Below are 23,528 nucleotides of genomic sequence, written 5' to 3'. Positions count from 1 at the left end.
TGCGGCTTTTTATGAATATATCGGTGATTGGATGCGGACGTTGGGGAAGTTTTCTGGCCTGGTATGCAGACCGGTTGCATCATACGGTTACCCTGTATGGGCGGGATGGTTCCAAACGCTTTGCGGAATTGAAAGAAACACGGTCAAATGGTTTGGTAACGTTAGGAGATTCCGTACAGCTGACCAGCGATTTGAGCCGGGCTGTGCAGAACGCGCAGATTTTGATTATTTCCATCGCGGCGCAGAGCTTGCGCATGCTGATGCAGCAGTTGTCCGTGCTTGACCTGAACGACAAGGCGATTGTGCTCTGTATGAAAGGTCTGGAAGCGGATACGGGTAACCGCCTGACACAGATTGTGGAGCAGTATGTGCCCAAAACGACAACGGTTTCCATTTGGGTGGGGCCGGGTCATGTGCAGGACTTTACGGCGGGCATCCCTAACTGTATGGTGATTGACAGCCGTTCCCCGGAGGCAAAGGAGATGCTGGTTCAGGCATTTTCCAGCGACCTGATTCGGTTTTATTACGGCAGCGACCTCATCGGCAACGAGGTGGGAGCCGCGGCGAAGAACGTCATCGGCATTGCGGCCGGTATGCTGGACGGACTGAACAAAACGGCGTTGAAGGGCGCGCTGATGGCGCGCGGCACGCGCGAGGTGGCCCGTCTGATCAAGGCGATGGGCGGCAGCGAGATCACCGCTTATGGCCTGAGCCATCTGGGAGATTACCAGGCCACCATTTTTTCCGAGTACAGCCACAACCGCCGCTTTGGCGAGGCGTTTGTGCGCGGAGAACCATATGGGGAATTGGCGGAAGGTGTGGCGACGACGACCGCTCTTTTGCGCCTGAGTGAACTGTACGGGGTGGAAATGCCGATCTGCCGTGCGGTCGACGCAGTGGTCAATCAAAAGGCGGAACCGAACCGGGTTTTGACAGACCTCTTCCTGCGGAGCCTGAAAAAAGAATTCTGACCGTTCCTTTCTTTGTTGACAAATTTGGTATAGTTTATTACAATAGAAAACACGTCCGGTAAGATACGGGCGGATTTTTGCCGTGAGAGGCGATAAAGGAGATATCTGTATGAGTGAAAACTGCACGCACGATTGCAGCAGCTGCGGGGAAAATTGTTCCTCGCGCCAGTCCAATCCTGCGGATTTTCTGGAAAAGCCCAATGCGATGAGCAGCATTAAAAAAGTAATCGGCGTGGTCAGCGGCAAGGGCGGCGTCGGTAAAAGCATGGTGACCTCCATGCTGGCGGTCCTGCTGAACCGCCGCGGCGCACATACCGCGGTGCTGGACGCGGACATTACCGGCCCTTCCATCCCGAAGGCGTTCGGCGTGCATGAAAAAGCGATGGGCAGTGAATTTGGCATCCTCCCCGCGAAGACCAAGACGGGCATCGACATCATGTCGGTCAACCTGCTGCTGGAAGACGAGAGCGCACCGGTTGTGTGGCGCGGCCCGATCATTGCCAATACAGTCAAACAGTTCTGGACCGATGTGGTATGGGCGGATGTGGATTACATGTTTGTGGACATGCCTCCCGGAACCGGCGACGTGCCGTTGACGGTGTTTCAGAGTATCCCGCTGGACGGCATTGTAATCGTCACTTCTCCGCAGGAGCTGGTATCCATGATTGTTGCAAAAGCGGTCAATATGGCGAAGATGATGAACGTGCCGATCATCGGCATTGTGGAGAACATGAGCTATGTCAAATGTCCGGACTGCGATAAGGAAATTAAGATCTTCGGCGACAGCCATGTGGAGCAAACGGCGGAAACCTTTGGCCTGAAGGTGCTCGGCAAGCTCCCGATCGATCCGGAGGTTGCAAAGAATTACGACGCCGGTCTGGCGGAGTTGGTGAACGCGGATTGGTTGGATGCTGCCGCGGACGCCGTGGAGGCTCTTTAAGCTGTGTTTTTAAAATCGCCCTGATTTTTACAAAAATCGGGGCGATTTTCGTTTCTTTTTTATAAATGGTAGGGTATAATAGGACATAAAGTACATTTTGAGATAAGAGGGGTTTATATGAAACAAGGGGTTTCCAAGACGCTTTGGCTGATTTCCGGGATTGTGTTGATTTTTGCGGGGGTGCTGGCGATCATCGCACCGACGTCCATCATTCTGTCCCTGACCATCGTATTTGGGCTTGCCATGCTGATTACCGGCCTGGCGGAAATCGGCATTTATGTATTTGCGCGCAGCGCGATGTACGGCGTTGGATGGCTGTTGGCGAACGGGATCCTGACCGCGCTGCTGGGCCTGTTTGTCATGTGCAACCAGGTGGTGACAGAAGCCATCATTCCCTATATTTTTGGCTTGTGGGTCGTGTTTTCCGGCGTGCTTCGCCTGGTCGATGGATTGGACCTCAAAAAATTTGGGGTGAAGGGCTGGTATTGGATGGCTCTGGTGGGCGCGGCGTGCGTCCTTTTGGGTTTTATCTCGTTCATCCGCCCAATCATTGCGATCAACATCATCGGCGTCATGATGGGCGTGATTTTCCTGTTGCAGGGGGCGGCGGCGCTCTTTATGTGGTGGTTTGAAAACCGGCTGAAAATTGATTGAGAAATAGATGATACACATAAAACCGGGCTGTATCACGATGCAAATTTTGCATAGAATATTGGCAGTATAAGAGTGATTCCCCTCGCCGCTGGCGGGGGGATTCGTCTATTCAGCCGGTTTTTATGGATTCTGCCAATTGTGATACAGCTCTGTTTTTTGCTGTATGAAGGTTCTGTTAATTATTTGTGAAGAGTCTCAGGGTTCGCTTGACAAAGATCAAAAAAGGCTTATAATCATACATTATTCATAGTATTAACTATTTATAGATGCAATGGTTAAGAGAAAGCCGGTTTAAAAAGCCGTGCAGCGGGGAAGCATTGAAGGAGGATTTTTACAAATGGGACCGTGTTATAGTCGATTATTGGAATTGTTTTGGCGTTATCGCAGCGTCAGGCCGTTTCTCTCTCAGGCGGAAGGACTGCCTATGAGCGCATTTTTCATGATGCATGGCATTGCGCTTTGCGGCAAGGTTCAGGAGGAACACGGGGAAGAGACCGGCGTGCGCATTTCCGAGATCAGCCGACGGACCAATATGTCGATGCCCGCCGTGTCTCAAATGCTGAATTCGCTGGAGAGCAAGGGCCTTGTGGTCCGCAGTATGACAAAGAATGACCGGCGCGCCGTATTTGTGTCCCTCACCCCCACGGGAAAAGCCCTGCTGGAGGAAGCGCGGGAGGACCTGTTTGCCACCATGGAAGAAGTGGAACGGCGGATGGGCAAAGAGGAGACGGATCAGCTGATTCAGCTTTCCACGCGGCTGTTTGACATTATGGATGAGATGAGAAACCAGAAAAAATCAGAGGGAAAGGGTGAATCCACTCGATGAGAAAACTCGCAAGGTACTTAAAGCCGTACACCTGGCCCATTATAGCATGTGTGCTGCTGCTGTTCGGCCAGGCGATGTGCGACCTGAACCTGCCGAACCTGATGTCCAATATTGTCAATGTTGGCATTCAGCAGGGCGGCATAGAGGATCTGACGCCCCAGGCCGTCAGTGAAAATGGTTTTGCGCTGATCAAGACCTTTATGACGGAGGAAGAGCAGGACCGGATGGACGGCGCATATCAGAAAATCGACGCCGGCAGCGCGGAAGCGGAAGCTTACCGTTCCGCTTATCCGGCGCTTGCTTCCACGAATATCTATGTGCTGCGCGCGGAATTGCCGGAGCAGGTGCAGCAGTTGGCCGAAGCGTATGAGAAAAGCGTCATGACCTTCTCCAATGTGATGAAGGGCGCCAACGAACAGGGGGACGTGGAGTTGTCCGCCGATAAGATGAGTCTGCATGACCTTGATTTCACAGAGCTTTACCGTGCGCTTCCCATGCTGGAACAGCTTCCGGAGGAATCGGTTCAGCAGGCGCGCAAGCTGGCGGAGGCCTCCCAAAGCTCGATGGGCGGGCAGATGGGCGTCGCCATGACGCGCGAATTTTACAAGGAACTGGGCGTAGATGTGAACCAGATCCAGAGCAATTATATCCTGAAAACCGGCCTGTTCATGCTGCTGCTGACGTTGGCCGGCGCGGTTGCGACGATCTGTGTGGGCCTGCTGGCGGCGCGGGTTGCGGCAGGCACGGCGAAGAATCTCCGCCGGGATGTGTTCCGCAAGGTTGAAAGCTTCTCGAACGACGAGTTCGACCAATTTTCCACAGCATCCCTGATCACGCGTACCACCAATGACGTGACGCAGGTGCAGATGCTGCTGATTCTGGGCCTGCGCATGATCTGCCTTGCGCCAATCATGGGCATTGGCGGCATTTTGATGGCATTGAGCAAAAGCGTTTCCATGAGCTGGATCATCGCGCTGGGCGTGCTCATCCTGATCGGCATTGTGGTGGTGGTGTTCTCCATTGTCACGCCGAAGTTTAAAATTGTGCAGAAGCTGGTCGACAAGCTGAACCTGGTCACCCGGGAAAACCTCAGCGGAATGATGGTTATCCGTGCGTTCGGTACGCAGAAATTTGAAGAGGAACGCTTTGAGAATGCCAATAAAGACCTCACCAGCACAAACCTGTTTGTCAACCGTGTGATGGTTGCCATGATGCCCGCCATGATGTTTATCATGAACGTGGTCTCCCTGCTGATTGTCTGGGTGGGCGGCCACCAGATCGAACAGTCCATGATGCAGGTGGGCGACATGATGGCGTTCATGCAGTACGCGATGCAGGTGATCATGTCCTTCCTGATGATCTCCATGATGTTCATTATGGTGCCGCGTGCGGCGGTTTCCGGCAGCCGTATCGCGGAAGTGCTGGAGACGGAGCCGACGGTCCGCGACGCGGAGCAGCCGGTACACCTGAAGGAGAGAGCAACGGGAAAAATTGAATTCCGCGACGTCAGCTTCCGCTACAGCAATGCCGAGGACGACGTATTGCAGGATATCAGCTTTACGGCCCTGCCGGGACAGACCACCGCGTTCATCGGTTCCACCGGTTCCGGCAAATCGACGCTGATCAATTTGATCCCGCGCTTTTACGATGTAACCTCCGGAAAAATTTTACTGGACGGCGTGGATATCCGTAAAATCCCCCAGCATGAGCTGCGGGAAAACATCGGGTATGTACCGCAGAAGGGCGTATTGTTCTCCGGAGATATCGCGTCCAACCTGCGCTACGGCAGCCCGGATGCGACGGATCGGGAGATTGAACGTTCTGCCGAGGTGGCGCAGGCCGCGGAATTCATTCAGAGTATGCCAGACGGTTTGCACACGGATATTTCACAGGGAGGAACCAACGTCTCCGGCGGGCAGAAGCAGCGCCTGTCCATCGGCCGTGCGCTGACGAAACGGGCGCCCGTATACATTTTTGACGACAGCTTTTCGGCGCTCGACTTTAAAACCGACGCCGCCCTGCGCCGCGCGTTGAAAAAGGATACCGGCGATTCCACTGTGCTGATTGTTGCCCAGCGCGTCAGCACCATCATGGACGCCGAACAGATTATTGTGCTGGACGAAGGCAAAATTGTGGGAATCGGCACCCATAAGGAACTGATGCGGACCTGTGGGACGTACCAGGAAATCGCCCGTTCCCAGCTTTCAGAGGAGGAATTGGCATGAGCAGTCCGATGAAAGCCCAGGCGCCCAAAAAACATGGCCCGTTTGGCGGCGGGCATGGACCGGTGGGAGCGCCTACGGAAAAGGCAAAGGATTTCAAAGGCAGTATGGGAAAGCTGCTGCGGTATCTTGGACGGTATAAAATCCGCGTCGCCATTGTGCTGGTGTTTGCCATGCTGTCCACTGTGTTTATGATCGTGGGCCCGAAGATTTTGGGTACTGCGACCACAGAAATGTTTAACGGCATTATGGGGAAAATTGCAGGCACCGGGACCGGCATTGATTTTGGACGCATCCTGCAAATTATCCTGTTTTTGTTGACGCTGTACCTGATCAGCCTGGCGTTCTCCTATATTCAGGGCTGGGTCATGACGGGCGTCTCCATGCGTGTGACGTACAATCTGCGCAACGACATCATGAAGAAGATCAACCGGATGCCGCTCAACTATTTTGATACCACCAGCCACGGCGAGGTTCTCTCCCGTGTGACAAACGATGTGGATACGCTGAGCCAGACGCTGAACCAGAGCATCACGCAGATCATCACTTCGGTGACAACCATCGTGGGTATTTTGATTATGATGTTTTCCATCAGCTGGCAGCTGACGCTGGTTGCGCTGTGCATCATCCCGGTTTCTCTGATTTTTATTCTACAGATTGTCAAGCGTTCCCAGAAATATTTCTCGGCGCAGCAGGAATATCTGGGCCACGTGAACGGCCACGTCGAAGAGATGTACGGCGGGCACATGGTGATGAAAGCATTTAACGGCGAAGAGGCCTCCGTGCAGGAATTTGACAGCTATAATGAAACCCTGTATCACTCCGCGTGGAAGTCGCAGTTCCTCTCCGGCCTGATGATGCCGGTGATGAACTTTGTCGCCAATGTGGGCTATGTGGTCGTCTGCATCATCGGCGGCTGGCTGGCTTCCGGCGGCCGTCTGGACGTGGGCGGTATTCAGGCGTTTATCCAGTATGTACGCCAATTCACCCAGCCGATCACGCAGGTTGCCAATATCAGCAATATCCTGCAACAGACCGCGGCGGCCGCGGAGCGCGTGTTTGAATTCCTGGAAGAGCCGGAAGAAACGCCGGATGTGCCGATTGTGCATATCAATGACGACGACGGCGTGCCGGATAGCGACAGCCTGATTCATATTCATGGCAGTGTACAGTTTGCACATGTCAAATTTGGATACAATCCCAATAAAACGATCATCAACGACTTTAGCGCCAACATTCTGCCGGGCCAGAAGGTGGCGATTGTCGGCCCCACGGGCGCCGGAAAGACCACCATGGTAAAGCTGTTGATGCGCTTCTACGATGTCAACGAGGGTGCGATTCTGATCGACGGCTACGATATCCGCAATTTCTCCCGCGATGAGCTGCGCTCTGTCTTCGGTATGGTATTGCAGGATACCTGGCTGTACAACGGCACCATCCGCGAAAATATCCGATATGGCAGGCTGGATGCGGACAACGACGAGGTGAAGGTAGCGGCGAAGGCCGCACAGGTACACCATTTTGTGCGCACCCTGCCGGGCGCTTACGATATGGTGCTTAATGAGGAGGCCAGCAATGTTTCCCAGGGGCAGAAGCAGCTGCTGACCATCGCGCGTGCGATCCTGTCCGACCCGAAGATTCTCATACTGGATGAAGCGACCAGCTCCGTTGATACCCGCACGGAGGTGCTGATTCAGAAGGCGATGGATAACCTGATGAAGGGCCGCACCAGTTTTGTGATTGCGCACCGGCTGTCCACGATCCGCGACGCTGACCTGATCCTCTGCATGAAGGATGGCGACATTGTGGAGCAGGGCACGCACGACGAGCTGATGGCGAAGAATGGCTTCTATGCAAATCTGTACAACAGCCAGTTTGAAAAGGTTTCCACGCCGTTGGCAGAGTCGTAAGAGGAAAAATGTCCGCAGTAATTTCCTTATAATCATACGAAAAGGGCTTATCGAAAAGATAAGCCCTTTTTTTGTGCCAAAAATGGTTTGGTATAAATTGAACGATTTTTGGTCATTTTTTATAAAATGATTCGGATAATTCTACGTGCATTTTTCTGCAACATATGGTATAATACAAAAACAAGAAAAAGATATGCCAAATTATGGTATATCCTGCGCCCGCTTGTAACATAAAAAGGAGGAGACCAAACATGAAAAAAAGCAGAATCATTCTCTCAGGTGTCTCCGTGCTGTTGGTGCTGAGCCTGTTGATCGGAGGAACGATGGCATGGTTTACCGACACGGAGAAAGTCAACGCCAACTTTTCCGCCGGCGTGCTGGATATCAGTGTGAAGCCGGATGTGGAAGGCCAGACGACGCTGGAATTTAAAAATCTGCGTCCTATGAAGTATGAAAACTTTGAAAAAGAACTGAATCCGACGGGTGGACACAACCGAGTAGACAAGAACGGTATGAACATCGGTGATTTTGATCCGGCTCCGGTTTATTTCCAGCCGGTTAAGATTACCAACGGCGGCACGCTGCCCACGAAGGTGGATATTTCCGTCAATCTGGGGGATTTCTGCAAAGCGGGCGAAGGCAATACCGGCTTGAGCGAGGATGGCAAAACGATTCACTGGGACAAGAAAAACAATGTGCCCTGTACCAATGGCCTGGAAAAAGTTTTGAAAATTTTTATCTACAAGAATACCGGTACGAGCTGGGAAAGAATCAAAGACGTCAACCTGAATCAGTCTTATGACAATACGGTAGCCGATCCGGATGCATTGGCGACGGATAACACGGAGCCGGAAACCAAAACCGTATACACCACGGCGATGCTTCCGGCGGGCGGCGATGAAACCTATGTGATCGCGGGCTATCTGCCGGAAACTGTCGGCAACGAATACCAGGGCAGGCACTACCATGCGGACCTGATGTTCAACGCGTATCAAATGGATGAAGGCGCGAGCGGCGGCAGCCCCGATGGGGATGTGGACCGGTTTAAAGACAATGTAAAACTTGAATGGCGTGAGGGTGGCCAGGCGGGCGAATTGGCTGCCAGCAAGTTCATTACGTTGAAAAACAGCGCCGATATTTCCGCGGCGGAGTACGCGGCGCCGGCCGGCTATGTGTATGATCCGGAAGATCAGGCGGAGGCGGTAACCGTCGATGACAAGACCGGTTTGGCTGTGCCCGCTACCGTCGTGTTCACCGTGAAGAAAGGGGATTCCGATTTTTCCGGGGGTGACGGCACGGAGGAAAACCCGTTCCTGATCATGAACAAGCGGCAGTTTAATAAAATCCGCGATTACAGTGATAAGTTCTTTGTTTTGGGTGCTGACATTGCGCTTGGCAGCGATTACGTCCCCACCCAGTCCATCAGCGGCGGACTGAACGGCGAATACCAAGGCGCCAGATATACGGTCAGCTATACCATAAACGGTGTGGACAATTTGGGCCTGTTTGTAAACAATACGGGCGTTTTAAAGAACCTGACGGTTGAAGGAACCATTAACAGCAGCGGCAATGACGTGGGCTCCATCGCGGTAGTCAATGCCGGAACCATAGAAAATTGCACCTCTTCGGTCGATATCAACGGCACCCTGCGTACGGATGAAGCAATGGAAGCGAATGAAGGTAAAAACTGCTACTTTGGCGGGCTTGTTTCCACAAACACAAAAAATGCAGTGATGAAAGCTTGCAGCTATACCGGTTCCATTAACGCAGGTTTGGCGCAATATGAATTGATATTGGCAGATCATCATTTATGCCATATGCACCTTGGCGGCCTGGCTGTAGTGAATGCCGGCACAATCGAAAATTGTTCGCTGGCCGCTCCGGAAAACGGTGTAAATGTGCGCGGCGTGTGCTGTGTGGGCGGTATTGTTTCTGAAAACAAGTCCTCCGGCATCATCCGGAATATCACAACAACCGGTCATACAGCCGGTTATCTGGTTGCAGATGATGAAGGCAGGCTGTTTAACAGTCAGACGATTGTCCAAAACGATGGAATCTATGAATAAGGAGGACGCATTATGAAATTTACAGGCAGTAAAAGATGGAAACGCTTCCTTGCGGTTGGGCTGACGGTGGCACTGATCATAACGGCATTTTCCATTGTTGCGGCGGCTCAAACGAGGGCTTCGCAAAAAACAACCACAGTTACCATCCGGTGGACAACGGCGTTGGCGCCAAACGCGTCCGCGACCTTAAAAACGGATAAACCCTCAACATATAACGGATATCCGGTTACCTATTCCACACGTTATGGAGCACCGCTCATTACCATTGATTTGGGCGAATATAATGTCAGCCTTGACGAGTTTCAGATTCCTTCCCTCAGCACCTTCTGCGACCTTCACGGCACTTCCGCGGTTGACTATGTATCCACCCATAGCGGAGACAAAAAAGAGGGACAAAATCTTTTGCTCTTTAATGGCGGCAATGAACTGGTTTATTATCTGAAAGGAAGTGCGGAACCGGAAAAGAAGACCGCAACCGTGCATGTCTATGGCCGCGGAGAAACCGGCGCGTGGACAGGCCCTACGCAGAGCAATCCAAAAACATATACGGTGGAGCTGGATCAGGATTCCGGTTATGGGAGTTTTACCATTCCAACACTGGCGTCTGCGGGCTTTACCATTACAGATTCCACAGTGAAGCTTGCCCACTGTACCGTTCCAGGTTCCACACAGCAGCAGCCGGGCGCGTCCATCCGTTTGTCAGAAGGGACCTACTCCGTAATTTACGAGTTCCAGAAAAAGGATCCGTCTGAAATCGAGAAAGACTTTATCGTTCAGTTTGTCAATTCAGATGGGGATGTGATTCCTGATTTATCCTACACCATTCATTTTGATGCTTATGGGACAAAGGTAGTCGATGACGATCTTGTGTATAAGTATCTCGCAGAAAAGAGCTACATGCCCAATCCCAAAGGGCAGTCTTACCGCGTGACGTATTCCGACGGCGCGTTCAATCCGCAAGAAGTAAAATTCCAGGTTACCGCGGTTAGTACGCACAACTGATCAGAAACCTTTTTTAAAAAGCCCCGGCAGGCGATTCTTCTAAAATCGTCTGCCGGGGCTTCCTTTTTGTTGTTTCCTTTTCTGTGATATGTTATAATAAAAATGCATAAAATTTAGAATGCCGTATCCAAAAACATTGTATAGGATGAAATGGGAGGAAAGTTCTATGACAGTACGCGACGTAGTACAAATTTTAAAGGCGGAAATCCTTGCGGAAGGGGATTTGGATGTGGAAGTGCGCACAGCGTGCGGAAGCGATATGATGAGCGATGTGCTGGCCTTTGTGAAGGACCAGTCCGTCCTGCTGACAGGCTTGACCAATCCGCAGGTGGTGCGCACGGCGGAGATGATGGACATGCACTGCATCATCTTTGTGCGCGGCAAGGAGGTCGATGATACCATCCTGGAGCTGGCAAAGGAAAAGGACATGACGGTGCTGCGCACACCCTACCGGATGTTCACCGCATGCGGCCTGCTGTATACAAATGGATTGTCAGGGGGATGTGACGTTACATGAGTACCCTGCATTTTGATTATGTAGTTCCGGGAGACGATTTCACCCAGGCGGGCGCGGCATCCAGCGACGTCAAGAGAAAACTGAAAAAGATCGGCTGCAGCTCGGATGTGATCCGCCGCGTCGCGATCGCCATGTACGAGGGAGAAATTAACATGGTGATTCACGCGGGCGGCGGCACGGCGCACGTGGAGATTGATCCGGACAAAATTTATGTGGCGCTGGAGGACCATGGTCCCGGTATTAAGGATGTGAGCAAAGCCATGCAGGAGGGCTGGTCTACCGCGCCGGATAACGTGCGTTCGCTGGGCTTCGGCGCGGGTATGGGGTTGCCCAATATAAAAAAGTATTCCGACGTTTTGAAGATAGACACCGAGGTCGGCAAGGGAACGACCTTACATATGACTGTTTTCACGGATCGGAGCAAAGCAGGCGGTGATTAATTTTGGATAAGTTTTTCCATTCCGTCATTTTGGACAAGGATAAATGCATGGGATGTACCAACTGTATCAAGCGCTGCCCCACGGAGGCGATCCGCGTGCGCGACGGCAAGGCGCTGATCCTTTCGGAGCGCTGCATTGACTGCGGCGAATGTATCCGGGTCTGCCCGCATCATGCCAAGCGTGCAAAATTTGATCATCTGGATCTGTTGGACGGTTACGAATATAAAATTGCCCTTCCCGCCCCTGCACTGTTCGGGCAGTTCAATAACCTGGACGACATCGACATTGTGCTCACCGGTTTAAAGGCCTTTGGCTTTGACGAGGTGTACGAGGTGTCCCGCAGTGCGGAACTCATTTCCGACGCAACACGCAAACTGATGCAGAAGGGCGTCCTGGAGCGCCCTGTGATCAGCTCGGCGTGCCCGGCGGTGGTGCGATTGATCCGTGTGCGCTTCCCGGACCTCTGCTCCCACGTGCTGCCGCTGAATTCCCCCATGGAGACGGCGGCGCGCATTGTCAAAAAGGAAGCGATGAAGAAGACGGGACTTCCGCTCGAAAAGATCGGGGCCTTTTTTATCACGCCTTGTCCGGCTAAAGTGACAGATACCAAATGTCCGATCAATTCCAAAACTTCGTATGTCGACGGCGCCATCGCCATCAGCGAGATTTTTCCAACACTGGTGGAAAAGATGGAGCACGCGGATGCGGTGGAGCCGATGATGCAGTCCGGCGTAATCGGTGTCGGCTGGGCGTCCAGCGGCGGCGAATCCGCCGCCCTGCTCAACGATAAATATTTGGCGGCGGACGGCGTGGACAATGTGATCCGTGTGCTGGAGGAGCTGGAAGACGAGCGCATCAAAGAGCTGGATTTCATCGAGCTGAACGCCTGTGCGGGCGGCTGCGTCGGCGGCGTGCTTTGCGTGGAAAACGCATATGTGGCAAAGGCACGCTTACAGCGGCTGCGCCGCTATTTGCCGGTATCGCAGAACCATCTGGAAGGGGATGTCCCGCCCTGTATGCAGTGGCAGGACAACCTGGAATTTGCACCGGTGCTCAAGCTATCCGACGACATGGGAGAGGCGCTGCGCATGATGGCAGAAATGGACGAGATCGCCGCGCGGCTTCCCGGGCTGGACTGCGGCTCCTGCGGCGCGCCCACCTGCCGTTCCTTTGCGGAAGACGTTGTGAAAGGCGCGGCAAAAGAGAACGAATGCATCTTTGTCCTGCGGGAAGAGATCAAGCATGTGGCCCAGGCGCTGTCCTCTATGGGCGGTTTTGTGCCGGGACATAATAAGGAGGACGGAACCGATGACGGTAAAGGAACTGTATGAAAAGCTGGACTTGAAACAATTGGTAGAGGGCGACTTTTCGCGTGAGGTGACGGGAGGTTATACGGGCGACCTGCTCAGCTGGGTCATGGCGCGCCTGCCCGCGGACGCGGCCTGGTTCACGGTGATGGGCAACGTCAACGCCATTGCGGTGGCGTCCCTGGCGGACGCGGCCTGCATTGTTCTTACGGACAATGCGGGACTGGACGAGGATGCGCGGCAGCGTGCGGAGCAGCAGGAAATCATTGTGCTGAGCAGCGAAAAGAACAGCTATGAGCTGGGAGCGCGGCTGGCGGAGCTGCTCAAGGAATGAGGGCGCTTTACGATCTTCACCTGCATTCCTGTTTGTCTCCCTGTGGCGATGATGATATGACGCCCTGCAACCTGGTGAACATGGCAAAGCTGCTGGGATATGATATCATCGCCCTGACGGATCACAATACCTGCCGGAATACGTCGGCAGCGGTTCAGGCAGGAGAAGCGGCGGGGCTGATTGTAATACCGGGCATGGAGCTTTGCACGGAGGAAGAGGCGCATGTGGTCTGTTTGTTTCCGGATGTGCCGTCCGCGGAGGCTTTTGAAGCGTATGTGAAGGAGAAGAGCTATTCCATCCGGAACAAGCCGGAAATTTTTGGCCATCAGTATGTGATGGACGCGGAAGACCATATCCTTGACGAGGAGGAGCGCCTGCTCATCAACGCGACGCAGATCAGTGTCAACCGTGTCTATTGGGAGGCGGTGCGGTTTGGCGGGACGGCGTTTCCCGCGCATGTGGATAAGCCGGCATACAGCGTGATCGCATCCTTGGGCGCGATTCCGCCGGAAGCCGGATTTCGCACGGCAGAGATTAGTTTTAACGGCAGCCTGGAAAAGCTGCTGAAAACCAACCCGGAGCTTACAGCATTGAGACATTTGCACAATTCTGATTCCCATTATCTGGAACATATGCGGGATCCTTCGTGCAGCTTGGAGCTGCCGGCGTGTTCCGCAAAAGGTTTGATTCAACTTTTAAATGAGCCAAAGGGCAAATAAGAGGAATAAAACAATCCGATCTGTTAAATCAGTAACAATCTATGGAAGAATCCCCAGGGGATGCGATATATCAAGGGGTAATTGATAAAATTATAACAAACAAATGAATTTCCCATGGAAAAAAAGCAAGGAATCATGAAAATTTAGTAGAAAATGTAGATTTTAGTCGTGCATTATGCTATAATTAACAACAATGCATATGGGGCGTTCTGTCCGAATTTTTAATGGAACGCCGCATTTGAAATCACAGGGAGGAACGAGAATGCAAAAAAAAATCAGCAATCTGCCTTTCAGTGGAACCCCGGAGCAGGAGAAACAACTGCACGCGGTTATTGAAAAGCACAAGGACGACAAGGGCGCAATCATGCCCGTTCTGCAGGAAGCACAGGAAATCTACGGCTATCTGCCGGTAGAAGTGCAGACCATGGTGGCGGAAGGTCTGGGCAAACCGCTGGAGGAAGTTTTCGGCGTGGCGACCTTCTATTCCCAGTTTTCCCTTACCCCCAAGGGTAAATACAACATCTCCATCTGCCTGGGCACCGCGTGCTATGTAAAAGGCGCGGCGGCGATCCTGGACAAGGTCAGCGCGAATCTGGGCATCCAGCCGGAAGAGTGCACCGAGGATGGAAAATTCTCTCTGACCGCCTGCCGTTGTATCGGCGCATGCGGCCTGGCTCCGGTTCTGACCATCAACGACGACGTTTACGGCCGTCTGGTGCCGGAAGAAATCGACGGTATTTTGGCAAAGTACAACTGATATGCGTGAACTGTCTTTAAATGTGATGGACATTGCGCAGAATTCCATATCGGCGGGGGCGAGTCTGGTCACGATAGATGTCTGCCAGAGCAGCGCGGCGGACCGGCTGGTGATTTCGATCATCGACAACGGCCGCGGCATGAGCGCGGAGCAGGTGGCCCGGGTGACGGACCCGTTTTTTACGACGCGCACCACGCGCAAGGTTGGCCTCGGCATTCCGCTTTTTAAAATGGAGGCGGAAATGACGGGCGGCGGGCTGCAGATTCACTCTGTGCCCGGCGAGGGCACGACTGTGCGTGCGGAATTTGTGCCGTCCCACGTGGATTTTATCCCGTTGGGAGACATCAATTCCACCGTGCTGCTGCTGATTACCTGCAACACGGACCGGGATTTTGTGTTCCATCACAAGATGGACGAACGCGAGTTTACCCTGGACACCCGCGAACTGCGCGGGATTCTTGGAGAAGAGGTGGAGCTGAACACGCCGGATGTCGTTGCGTGGATCAGGGAATACCTCGAAGAACAAACAGAATGCATCAAAGGGGAGAAAATATAGTTATGAAGTCGTTAGCTGAACTTCAGGCAATCCGTGATAAAGCCCGCAGCAGAGTGACGCTGCGCGAGGGACAGGACGACGCAATCCGCGTGCTGGTCGGCATGGCCACCTGCGGCATTGCGGCGGGTGCGCGCCCGGTCCTCACCACCCTTGTGGACGAGGTGGCAAAAAGAGGCCTCCAGAACGTCATGGTGACCCAGACGGGCTGCATCGGCATCTGCCAGTTTGAGCCGGTCGTCGAGATCGTGGAGCCCGGTAAGGAAAAGGTCACCTATGTCAAGATGACCCCTGAAAAGGTAACGCGTGTTGTCAACGATCATCTGGTCAACGGCAATGTCGTGACAGAATACACCATCGGCGCAAATTCAAAATAAGGAGGCTGCAAAATGTATCGTTCCAATGTATTGGTTTGCGGCGGTACCGGCTGTACCTCCTCAAACAGCGAGCTGATCATTGATAAGCTCAAAGAAGAAATTGCCGCACAGGGCCTTGAAAAAGAGGTCAATGTGATTCGCACGGGCTGCTTTGGCCTGTGTGCGCTCGGCCCGATCATGATCATCTATCCGGAAGGCGCTTTCTACAGCATGGTAAAGCCCGAGGATGTGCCGGAGATCGTGGAAGAGCATCTGCTCAAGGGAAGAATCGTCAAGAGACTTCTGTACCAAGAGACCGTGGTGGAGAATTCCGATGCCATCAAGTCCCTGAACCACACGCCTTTCTATGAAAAACAGAACCGCGTTGCGCTGCGCAACTGCGGCGTGATCAACCCCGAGGACATCGACGAGTACATAGCAGTGGACGGCTATCAGGCGCTGGGTAAGGCCCTGACGGAAATGACGCCGGAACAGGTCATTGATGTAATGAAGAAATCCGGGCTGCGCGGCCGCGGCGGCGCGGGCTTCCCGACCGGCCTGAAGTGGAGCTTTGCTGCACAGAACCAGGCGGATCAGAAGTACGTCTGCTGCAACGCTGACGAAGGCGACCCAGGCGCGTTTATGGACCGTTCCATCTTGGAAGGCGACCCGCACGCCGTGTTGGAAGCCATGACGATCGCCGGCTATGCAATCGGCGCGTCCCAGGGCTATATTTATGTCCGCGCGGAATATCCGATCGCGGTCAAACGTCTCCAGATCGCCATCGATCAGGCCAAGGAATACGGCCTGATGGGCGATAATATCTTTGACAGTGGTTTTAACTTTAATATTGAGCTTCGCCTCGGCGCGGGCGCATTCGTATGCGGTGAAGAAACCGCATTGATGACCTCGATCGAAGGCAAGCGCGGTGAGCCGCGTCCCCGTCCGCCGTTCCCGGCGCTTAAGGGATTGTTCGGCAAACCGACCATCCTGAACAACGTCGAGACCTGGGCCAACATCCCCCAGATTATCCTCAAGGGCGCCGACTGGTTCTCCTCCATGGGTACGGAGAAGAGCAAGGGCACCAAGGTGTTCGCGCTCGGCGGCAAGATCGAGCACACTGGCCTGGTGGAAGTGCCGATGGGCACCACCCTGCGCGAGATCGTCGAGGAAATCGGCGGCGGCGTTCCGGGCGGCCACACCTTCAAGGCGGCACAGACCGGCGGACCTTCCGGCGGCTGCATCCCGGCTTCCCAGATGGATGTGCCGATCGACTATGACAACCTGATTGCCATCGGTTCCATGATGGGTTCCGGCGGTTTGATCGTCATGGACGACACCACCTGTATGGTGGATATCGCGAAGTTCTTCCTGGAATTCACCGTTGACGAGTCCTGCGGCAAATGTACGCCCTGCCGCGTCGGCACCCGCCGCCTGCTGGAGCTGCTCAACAAGATCACCAGCGGCAACGGCACCCTGGAAGACATCGACAAGATGGAAGAGCTGTGCGAGTATCTGAAAGAGAACGCGCTGTGCGCTTTGGGCCAGACCGCACCGAACCCGGTGCTGTCCACGCTGCACTATTTCCGCGACGAGTACATCGCGCACGTCACGGAGAAGCGCTGTCCGGCGGGCGCCTGCAAGGCTCTCACCAACTATCATATCATTGAGGACAAGTGTAAGGGCTGCACGCTCTGCGCGCGCAACTGCCCGGTTGGCGCTATCACCGGTACGGTCAAGAAGCCGCATGTGATAGACACGGTCAAATGTATCAAGTGCGGCGCTTGCATGGAGAAGTGCAAGTTCAACGCAATTGTGAAGAGATAAGAAAGGAGTGTGCCAACAATGAGTATGGTCAATATCAAAATCAACGGCATGCCCCTCTCAGTGCCGGCTGGTTCCACCATTTTGGAGGCCGCAAGATTTGCGGGAATCAATATCCCGACCCTGTGCTTCCTGAAGGACATCAACGAAATCGGCGCTTGCCGTATGTGCGTTGTAGAAGTAAAAGGCGCCCGTTCCCTGGTGGCGGCCTGTGTTTATCCGGTCAACGAGGGGATGGAGGTTTTCACCAATACGCCCAAGGTGCAGCAGTCCAGAAAGCTGACATTGGAGCTGTTGCTCTCTGTGCATGACAGAAAATGCCTCACCTGCAAGCGCAGCGGAAGCTGCGAGCTGCAGTCGCTGTGCTATGAGCTCGGCGTGGACGACGCCGAATATTTCGACGGTTCCAAGCCGGAAGCGCTGGTCGATGAAACCACCGACTATCTGGTGCGCGACAACGGCAAGTGCATCCTGTGCCGCCGCTGCGTCGCAGCGTGCGCCAATCAGCATGTATCCGTCATCGGCCCGAACAGCCGCGGCTTCGATACCCATATCGGCTGCATGTTTGAGCGTCCGCTGAGCGACGTGGCCTGCGTATCCTGCGGCCAGTGCGTCGTAAGCTGCCCGACCGGCGCCCTCACCGAGCGCGACCAGTGCGACGATGTGATGGCCGCGATCAACGATCCGGAGAAGTACGTCGTGGTACAGACCGCTCCGGCCATCCGTGCAACGCTGGGCGAATGCTTCGGTATGCCGGTTGGAACCAACGTCAAGGGCAAGATGGTTGCAGCGCTGCGCCGTCTGGGCTTTGATAAAGTGTTTGATACCGACTTCGGTGCGGACCTCACCATCATGGAAGAGGCCACCGAATTCCTCGGAAGAGTGAAAAACGGCGGCGTTCTGCCGATGATCACTTCCTGCTCTCCCGGATGGGTGAAATTCTGTGAACATTACTTCCCGGATCTCCTGCCGAACGTTTCCAGCTGCAAATCCCCGCAGCAGATGACCGGCGCAATGATCAAAACCTGGTTCGCAGAGAAGAACAATCTGGATCCGAAAAATATCGTGGTTGTGAGCGTCATGCCCTGCACCGCGAAGAAATTTGAGATCAAGCGCGACGATATGAGCGCGGCAGGCGAAGAACTGCCGGATACCGATATTGCGATCACTACCCGCGAGCTTTCCCGCCTGATCAACATGGCGCATCTGGACTTCGTCAACCTGCCGGATGAGGACTTTGACGACGCGATGGGCGTTTCCACCGGCGCGGCCGCCATCTTTGGCGCGACCGGCGGTGTAATGGAAGCGGCTCTGCGTACCGCAGCAGATGTTCTGGAAGGCAAGAGCGTCGAGAACATCGAGTATACCGAGGTGCGCGGCACCGAGGGTATCAAAGAAGCGGTTTACCATATCGGCGGTATGGATGTCAAGGTTGCGGCCGTCAGCGGCCTGAACAATGCCAATGAGGTGTTGGAGAAGGTTCGCAGCGGCGAGGCGGATTACCACTTTATCGAGATCATGTGCTGCCCGGGCGGATGCGTCAACGGCGGCGGCCAGCCGATCCAGTCGTCCACCGTGCGCAGCTTCACAGACCTGAAGGCGGACCGTGCCAAGGCGCTGTATGAGGAAGACAAGAACCTCCCGCTGCGCAAGAGCCACGAGAGCCCGTTGATCAAGCTGGTCTACGATGAGTATCTGGGCGAGCCCGGCAGCCATAAGGCGCATGAGCTCCTGCACACCAGCTACGTGGCGCGCAAGAAATATTAATAAATTTCGGCGTGGATGTCACGCATTTTAAAGAACCCGAAGCGGCAACTGTCGCTTCGGGTTCTTTGCAGCAGAAAGTTGGAAGGTTTTGCTTTTTACTGTCCAATACGGTATAATAACCTCACGCCGTAAGCGGAGGCGAAGCCCCCGACGGCTGAGAGAACATTGAATCATACCGGAATGAGAAAGCATGAATCATATCCCGAATGAACCGTTTTCAGCCGTTGGACTGTTGCACGGTCCACGGATATGTTATAATAGCTTCAATACCGTAGCCGGAAGCAGAACTTCCGATTGACGCTTGTAAAAACAGAATACGGTTGTGATAGAGGCCTTGCCTCTTTGCGGTATCATTTCAAAAATAGAAATGCTTTTGGGAGGTGCACTTTGGAAAAGCTGCTGATACAAATGGCACGAATTGTCGATTCTGTGAATGGACGGGATGAAACAGGCGATATCCTGATTGAGAATGGAAAGATCACTGCTATTGGTAAAAAAATTGACTGTCCGGATGCAAAAAAGCTTTGGGCGGACGGTCTGGTTGCCGCGCCTGGATTGGTGGATATGCACGTTCATCTGCGGGATCCCGGATTTACGGAAAAAGAAGACATTCTGACAGGCTGTAAAGCGGCGGCGGCGGGTGGTGTAACCAGCCTGCTTTGCATGCCGAATACAAAGCCGACGATCGACACACCGGATACGGTGCGCTACATTTTAGAACAGGCGGAACAGGCGGACGCGCGCGTTTATGTTGCCGCTGCGATTACACAGGGGCTGCGGAGCGAGCAACTGAACGATCTGTCTGCGCTGAAAGAGGCGGGGGCAATTGCATTGAGCGACGACGGACGCCCTGTGGTGGATTCCCGTCTGATGGCGCAGGCCATGCAGGCGGCACCCGGGCTGGGGCTGTGCGTGGTTTCCCATTGCGAAGACCTGTTTCTTTCAAAAGGAGGCCTGATGCACGAAGGTGTTGTTTCCCAAGAGCTGGAGGTTCCAGGTGTGCCGGCCTCGGCAGAGGATTGCGGTACCGCAAGGGAAATCGCTTTGGCGGAAGCCTACGGCGTGCCAATTCATATTTGCCACGTCAGCTCCCGCACGTCCGTTGCCATGATCCGCGACGCAAAGCGCCGCGGCGTACGGGTGACGGCGGAGACAGCCCCGCACTATTTCAGCTTGACGGACGAGCTGCTGCGCGCAAAAGACGCGGATTACCGGATGAGTCCCCCTCTGCGCACGGAGCGCGACCGGCAGGCGGTTATTGAAGGGTTGCAGGACGGCACCATCGATGCAATTGCAACGGATCACGCGCCGCATACGCCGCTGGATAAGGCCAATTTTGCTTCCGCACCGAACGGAAGTATTGGAATGGAAACGTCGTTGGCGGCTGGAATTACCTATTTGGTGCAGCCGGGCCTGTTGACGCTCGGCGACCTGCTGCGCTTGATGAGCGCGGCGCCGGCGCGGCTGTTAAATATTCCGGCGGGAGCGCTTTTAGCGGGCCGGTCTGCGGATTTGGTCCTGTTTGATGAGAAAGAGAAGTGGACCGTGGATCCGGATAAGCTTCATGGAAAGAGCCGTAATGCGGTCTTTAAAGGCCGCACGTTGAGAGGCAAGGTTAAATATACCGTTTGCAGAGGAAAAATCGTGTACCGCGATACCTGATAGACTGGCATGACTGTCCGCCGTTTTTTGTGAGCGGTGGGCGTAAAATAATCGCCTTGGAGGAATGAAAATGTCGTTTGACAGATTGATTGAGAAAATTGCAGAGATGCAGAACCCCACAGTAGCGGGCCTTGACCCGAAACTGGCGTATATCCCGTCCTATATCAAGGAGAAAGCGTTTGCACAGCATGGCAAGAATCTGGATGGCGCCGCCGCCGCCATTCTGGAGTATAATAAAGGGTTAATCGACGCGTTATGCGGTATCGTTCCGGCGGTCAAGCCACAGTGCGCGTACTATGAAATGTACGGCTGGCAGGGGGTAAAGACGCTGCACGACACCGTCGCGTATGCGCGTGAAAAGGGTATGTTCGTCATCACCGATGGTAAGCGCAACGACATCGGCACCACCATGGAAGCGTATGCCGCGGCGCATCTCGGCACAGTGGACGTGGAGGGCGAATGCTGTGTCCCGTTTAACGGCGATGCACTCACCGTAAACGGCTATCTTGGTTCCGATGGTGTAAATCCCCTGCTGTCCATCTGCAAAGAGCAGGATAAGGGCATTTTCATTTTGGTGAAAACTTCTAACCCATCCTCCGGAGAGCTGCAGAACCGCACGTTTGACGACGGCAAGACGCTGTATGCCACCATGGGGGCGCTTTGTGAATCCTGGGGCGAACAGCTTCCCGGCGCGCACGGGTATTCCGGTGTGGGCGCGGTGGTCGGCGCGACCTACCCAGAGCAGCTCAAGGAGCTTCGCACGGCTCTGCCGCATACCTTCTTCCTGGTGCCGGGTTACGGCGCGCAGGGAGGCGGTGCAAAGGACGTCGCTCCGGCATTCGATGTAAATGGCTGCGGTGCGATTATCAATGCCTCCCGTTCCATCCTGTGCGCGTGGCAGAAGCAGAACGCGCCGGAAGCAGATTTCGCCAAAGCCGCTGCCGCGGAGGCGGTGCGGATGCGCGATGAAATTATTGGAGAGATTGGATCGATTCAGTTATGAAATATGATGTAAAGCAGTGCAAGATTTTGCGCAAGCGGGAGATTGCTAAGGGTATTTTTGATGTGACAGTACATAGCCCGGAGTTTGCACAGGCAGCGCAGGCCGGTCAGTTTGCGCATATTTATGTGCCGGGCAAAACGCTTCGCCGCCCCATTTCCATCTGTGGGATTGACCGGGAAAAAGAGACGCTGCGCTTTGTTTATCAAATCCGGGGAGAGGGCACGCAAATTCTGGCGGAACAGAACGAGGGTGATGATCTGGACATCCTGGCGCCGCTCGGAAACGGGTTTCAGCTGGGAGACCCCTCCCGCAAAGCGGTGCTGGTTGGCGGTGGAATCGGCGTGCCGCCTCTGCTGGGCGTCGCGGCAGCCTATGGCCACAATGCAACGGCGGTGCTGGGATTTCGCAGTAAGGATGCAGTCATTCTACAGGATGACTTTGCAGCTTTGGGCTGTGCCGTCCGCATTGCGACGGACGACGGGACGGCGGGCCACCACGGTGTGGTGACGGATTGCTTGCAGGATCTGGACTTCTCCGTGATTTATGCCTGTGGCCCCATGCCGATGCTGAAAGCGGTGTGCAGGGTTGCGCGGGAACGCGGTGTGGAATGTCAGATTTCTCTGGAAGAGCGCATGGCCTGCGGGATTGGCGCTTGCTTAGGCTGTGCCTGTAAGCTTCATCGGGACGGCAAGGAGTTTTACGGCCACGTTTGTAAGGATGGGCCGGTGTTCCCCTATCAGGAAGTTTGTTTAGAGTGAGGAAGGGCGGTACAATATGGCAGATTTACGAGTAAATATTGCGGGAGTGGATTTTGCAAATCCCCTGATCGCCGCCTCCGGCACCTTTGGATTTGGGCGGGAATATCAGGAATTTTATCCGCTCTCCACGCTGGGAGGCATCTCCTGCAAGGGGATTACGCTGATGGAACGTCCGGGCAATCCGCCGCCTCGCATCGCGGAAACGCCGTCCGGTATGCTCAACTCGGTGGGATTGCAGAACCCCGGCGTCGATCATTTTATTGAAAAGGACCTGCCTTGGCTGAAGCAGCAGGGGACGGTGGTTATCGCCAACATTGCAGGCAACACACAGCAGGATTACTGCCGTATGGCAGACAAGCTTTCCGCCAGCAGCGTCGATCTGGTGGAACTGAATATCTCCTGCCCCAACGTCAAACAGGGCGGGGTGCAGTTTGGAACCTCCTGTCAGGGGGTGGAGGAGATCACCTCTGCGGTGCGCAAGTACTGCAAAAAGCCGTTAATGGTCAAGCTGTCCCCGAATGTAGCGGATATTGGAGAGATCGCAAAAGCGGCGGAAGCTGGCGGCGCAGACGCAATTTCCCTGATCAATACGCTGACCGGCATGCGCATTGACATCCGTACCCGCCGCCCGATTCTGCACAACAACACCGGCGGCCTTTCCGGCCCGGCGGTGTTCCCGGTGGCGGTGCGCATGGTCTGGCAGGCAGCGCAGAAGGTCAAGGTGCCTGTGGTGGGACTTGGCGGAATCAGCACCTGGCAGGACGCGGTAGAAATGCTTCTTGCGGGCGCGTCGGCGCTGCAGATCGGCACGGCGCTCTTTACGGACCCATATGCCCCGGTGAAGATTCTGGATGGGCTGAACCGCTATTTGGATGAAAATCATATTGCCTCCGTTACGGAGCTGACCGGCGCCGTGTGCCCGTATGGAAACTGATACAAA

General features: G+C 54.4%; 22 protein-coding genes. All 22 read left to right on the top strand.

Annotated elements, in window-relative coordinates; all coding sequences use genetic code 11:
* Window positions 1-11: 11 nt before the first annotated feature.
* The 22 genes from BN2106_RS11890 (at window position 12) to BN2106_RS11785 (ending at window position 23,522) form a co-directional block, all read left to right on the top strand.
* Window positions 12-971 carry an NAD(P)H-dependent glycerol-3-phosphate dehydrogenase gene (locus tag BN2106_RS11890; protein ID WP_050699457.1) on the top strand — a complete coding sequence of 320 codons (960 nt, stop codon included), beginning with the start codon at window positions 12-14 and terminating at the stop codon, window positions 969-971.
* A 109-nt stretch (window positions 972-1,080) separates the two neighbouring features.
* Window positions 1,081-1,911, top strand: a complete 831-nt coding sequence (locus BN2106_RS11885; RefSeq protein ID WP_050698801.1) for an Mrp/NBP35 family ATP-binding protein — start codon at window positions 1,081-1,083, stop codon at window positions 1,909-1,911.
* Between the two features lie 117 nt (window positions 1,912-2,028).
* On the top strand, window positions 2,029-2,565 hold the full coding sequence (locus BN2106_RS11880) for an HdeD family acid-resistance protein (protein WP_050698800.1): 537 nt from the start codon (window positions 2,029-2,031) through the stop codon (window positions 2,563-2,565).
* A gap of 424 nt (window positions 2,566-2,989) precedes the next feature.
* Window positions 2,990-3,391, top strand: coding sequence for a MarR family winged helix-turn-helix transcriptional regulator (locus tag BN2106_RS11875; protein WP_050698799.1), 402 nt, complete (start codon window positions 2,990-2,992; stop codon window positions 3,389-3,391).
* On the top strand, window positions 3,388-5,616 hold the full coding sequence (locus BN2106_RS11870; protein WP_050698798.1) for an ABC transporter ATP-binding protein: 2,229 nt from the start codon (window positions 3,388-3,390) through the stop codon (window positions 5,614-5,616). The genes BN2106_RS11875 and BN2106_RS11870 overlap by 4 nt, the downstream gene beginning before the upstream one ends.
* Window positions 5,613-7,523, top strand: a complete 1,911-nt coding sequence (locus BN2106_RS11865; RefSeq protein ID WP_050698797.1) for an ABC transporter ATP-binding protein — start codon at window positions 5,613-5,615, stop codon at window positions 7,521-7,523. The genes BN2106_RS11870 and BN2106_RS11865 overlap by 4 nt, the downstream gene beginning before the upstream one ends.
* Window positions 7,524-7,774: 251 nt before the next feature.
* A complete protein-coding gene (locus tag BN2106_RS11860; protein ID WP_050698796.1) occupies window positions 7,775-9,589 on the top strand; it encodes a TasA family protein in 1,815 nt (604 codons plus the stop codon).
* Window positions 9,590-9,601: 12 nt separating this feature from the next.
* Window positions 9,602-10,591, top strand: a complete 990-nt coding sequence (locus BN2106_RS11855) for a hypothetical protein (RefSeq protein WP_050698795.1) — start codon at window positions 9,602-9,604, stop codon at window positions 10,589-10,591.
* Window positions 10,592-10,757: 166 nt separating this feature from the next.
* On the top strand, window positions 10,758-11,108 hold the full coding sequence (locus tag BN2106_RS11850; protein ID WP_050698794.1) for a DRTGG domain-containing protein: 351 nt from the start codon (window positions 10,758-10,760) through the stop codon (window positions 11,106-11,108).
* On the top strand, window positions 11,105-11,548 hold the full coding sequence (locus BN2106_RS11845; RefSeq protein WP_050698793.1) for an ATP-binding protein: 444 nt from the start codon (window positions 11,105-11,107) through the stop codon (window positions 11,546-11,548). Before BN2106_RS11850 ends, BN2106_RS11845 begins: the two co-directional genes overlap by 4 nt.
* 2 nt (window positions 11,549-11,550) lie before the next feature.
* Complete coding sequence (locus BN2106_RS11840; protein ID WP_195891840.1) at window positions 11,551-12,879, top strand: [Fe-Fe] hydrogenase large subunit C-terminal domain-containing protein; 1,329 nt, start codon at window positions 11,551-11,553, stop codon at window positions 12,877-12,879.
* A complete protein-coding gene (locus BN2106_RS11835; RefSeq protein WP_050698792.1) occupies window positions 12,857-13,189 on the top strand; it encodes a DRTGG domain-containing protein in 333 nt (110 codons plus the stop codon). The genes BN2106_RS11840 and BN2106_RS11835 overlap by 23 nt, the downstream gene beginning before the upstream one ends.
* On the top strand, window positions 13,186-13,908 hold the full coding sequence (locus tag BN2106_RS11830; protein ID WP_050698791.1) for a PHP domain-containing protein: 723 nt from the start codon (window positions 13,186-13,188) through the stop codon (window positions 13,906-13,908). Before BN2106_RS11835 ends, BN2106_RS11830 begins: the two co-directional genes overlap by 4 nt.
* A gap of 262 nt (window positions 13,909-14,170) precedes the next feature.
* Window positions 14,171-14,665, top strand: coding sequence for an NADH-quinone oxidoreductase subunit NuoE family protein (locus BN2106_RS11825; protein WP_050698790.1), 495 nt, complete (start codon window positions 14,171-14,173; stop codon window positions 14,663-14,665).
* A 1-nt stretch (window position 14,666) separates the two neighbouring features.
* Complete coding sequence (locus tag BN2106_RS11820; RefSeq protein ID WP_050698789.1) at window positions 14,667-15,221, top strand: ATP-binding protein; 555 nt, start codon at window positions 14,667-14,669, stop codon at window positions 15,219-15,221.
* A 2-nt stretch (window positions 15,222-15,223) separates the two neighbouring features.
* Entirely contained in the window at window positions 15,224-15,595 is a 372-nt protein-coding gene (locus tag BN2106_RS11815) for a (2Fe-2S) ferredoxin domain-containing protein (protein ID WP_050698788.1), read from the top strand.
* Window positions 15,596-15,607: 12 nt separating this feature from the next.
* A complete protein-coding gene (nuoF, locus tag BN2106_RS11810; RefSeq protein ID WP_050698787.1) occupies window positions 15,608-17,401 on the top strand; it encodes an NADH-quinone oxidoreductase subunit NuoF in 1,794 nt (597 codons plus the stop codon).
* 18 nt (window positions 17,402-17,419) lie between these two features.
* Window positions 17,420-19,165, top strand: coding sequence for an NADH-dependent [FeFe] hydrogenase, group A6 (locus BN2106_RS11805; protein ID WP_050698786.1), 1,746 nt, complete (start codon window positions 17,420-17,422; stop codon window positions 19,163-19,165).
* 408 nt (window positions 19,166-19,573) lie between these two features.
* Window positions 19,574-20,827, top strand: coding sequence for a dihydroorotase (locus BN2106_RS11800; RefSeq protein ID WP_050699455.1), 1,254 nt, complete (start codon window positions 19,574-19,576; stop codon window positions 20,825-20,827).
* Between the two features lie 70 nt (window positions 20,828-20,897).
* On the top strand, window positions 20,898-21,830 hold the full coding sequence (pyrF, locus tag BN2106_RS11795) for an orotidine-5'-phosphate decarboxylase (protein ID WP_050698785.1): 933 nt from the start codon (window positions 20,898-20,900) through the stop codon (window positions 21,828-21,830).
* Complete coding sequence (locus tag BN2106_RS11790) at window positions 21,827-22,588, top strand: dihydroorotate dehydrogenase electron transfer subunit (RefSeq protein ID WP_050698784.1); 762 nt, start codon at window positions 21,827-21,829, stop codon at window positions 22,586-22,588. Before pyrF ends, BN2106_RS11790 begins: the two co-directional genes overlap by 4 nt.
* A gap of 16 nt (window positions 22,589-22,604) precedes the next feature.
* The gene (locus tag BN2106_RS11785) at window positions 22,605-23,522 is read left to right on the top strand and encodes a dihydroorotate dehydrogenase (RefSeq protein WP_050698783.1); all 918 of its coding nucleotides are present in this window, start codon (window positions 22,605-22,607) and stop codon (window positions 23,520-23,522) included.
* Window positions 23,523-23,528: the final 6 nt, after the last annotated feature.

Source organism: Anaeromassilibacillus senegalensis (assembly GCF_001261775.1).
In the GTDB taxonomy this organism is placed as follows: domain Bacteria; phylum Bacillota; class Clostridia; order Oscillospirales; family Acutalibacteraceae; genus Anaeromassilibacillus; species Anaeromassilibacillus senegalensis.
Note: the sequence above shows the minus strand (reverse complement) of the source record. Positions and strands in the feature narration are given on the sequence as shown.

What these genes read in the sequence shown, in the direction of transcription:
- BN2106_RS11880 (WP_050698800.1), top strand. Translation starts at nt 2,029, where the DNA reads ATGAAACAAGGGGTTTCCAAGACGCTTTGGCTGATTTCCGGGATTGTG.
- BN2106_RS11830 (WP_050698791.1), top strand. Translation starts at nt 13,186, where the DNA reads ATGAGGGCGCTTTACGATCTTCACCTGCATTCCTGTTTGTCTCCCTGT.
- BN2106_RS11820 (WP_050698789.1), top strand. Translation starts at nt 14,667, where the DNA reads ATGCGTGAACTGTCTTTAAATGTGATGGACATTGCGCAGAATTCCATA.
- pyrF (WP_050698785.1), top strand. Translation starts at nt 20,898, where the DNA reads ATGTCGTTTGACAGATTGATTGAGAAAATTGCAGAGATGCAGAACCCC.
- BN2106_RS11890 (WP_050699457.1), top strand. Translation starts at nt 12, where the DNA reads ATGAATATATCGGTGATTGGATGCGGACGTTGGGGAAGTTTTCTGGCC.
- BN2106_RS11860 (WP_050698796.1), top strand. Translation starts at nt 7,775, where the DNA reads ATGAAAAAAAGCAGAATCATTCTCTCAGGTGTCTCCGTGCTGTTGGTG.
- BN2106_RS11805 (WP_050698786.1), top strand. Translation starts at nt 17,420, where the DNA reads ATGAGTATGGTCAATATCAAAATCAACGGCATGCCCCTCTCAGTGCCG.
- BN2106_RS11825 (WP_050698790.1), top strand. Translation starts at nt 14,171, where the DNA reads ATGCAAAAAAAAATCAGCAATCTGCCTTTCAGTGGAACCCCGGAGCAG.
- BN2106_RS11790 (WP_050698784.1), top strand. Translation starts at nt 21,827, where the DNA reads ATGAAATATGATGTAAAGCAGTGCAAGATTTTGCGCAAGCGGGAGATT.
- BN2106_RS11855 (WP_050698795.1), top strand. Translation starts at nt 9,602, where the DNA reads ATGAAATTTACAGGCAGTAAAAGATGGAAACGCTTCCTTGCGGTTGGG.
- BN2106_RS11800 (WP_050699455.1), top strand. Translation starts at nt 19,574, where the DNA reads ATGGCACGAATTGTCGATTCTGTGAATGGACGGGATGAAACAGGCGAT.
- BN2106_RS11885 (WP_050698801.1), top strand. Translation starts at nt 1,081, where the DNA reads ATGAGTGAAAACTGCACGCACGATTGCAGCAGCTGCGGGGAAAATTGT.
- nuoF (WP_050698787.1), top strand. Translation starts at nt 15,608, where the DNA reads ATGTATCGTTCCAATGTATTGGTTTGCGGCGGTACCGGCTGTACCTCC.
- BN2106_RS11835 (WP_050698792.1), top strand. Translation starts at nt 12,857, where the DNA reads ATGACGGTAAAGGAACTGTATGAAAAGCTGGACTTGAAACAATTGGTA.
- BN2106_RS11865 (WP_050698797.1), top strand. Translation starts at nt 5,613, where the DNA reads ATGAGCAGTCCGATGAAAGCCCAGGCGCCCAAAAAACATGGCCCGTTT.
- BN2106_RS11845 (WP_050698793.1), top strand. Translation starts at nt 11,105, where the DNA reads ATGAGTACCCTGCATTTTGATTATGTAGTTCCGGGAGACGATTTCACC.
- BN2106_RS11785 (WP_050698783.1), top strand. Translation starts at nt 22,605, where the DNA reads ATGGCAGATTTACGAGTAAATATTGCGGGAGTGGATTTTGCAAATCCC.
- BN2106_RS11815 (WP_050698788.1), top strand. Translation starts at nt 15,224, where the DNA reads ATGAAGTCGTTAGCTGAACTTCAGGCAATCCGTGATAAAGCCCGCAGC.
- BN2106_RS11850 (WP_050698794.1), top strand. Translation starts at nt 10,758, where the DNA reads ATGACAGTACGCGACGTAGTACAAATTTTAAAGGCGGAAATCCTTGCG.
- BN2106_RS11875 (WP_050698799.1), top strand. Translation starts at nt 2,990, where the DNA reads ATGAGCGCATTTTTCATGATGCATGGCATTGCGCTTTGCGGCAAGGTT.
- BN2106_RS11870 (WP_050698798.1), top strand. Translation starts at nt 3,388, where the DNA reads ATGAGAAAACTCGCAAGGTACTTAAAGCCGTACACCTGGCCCATTATA.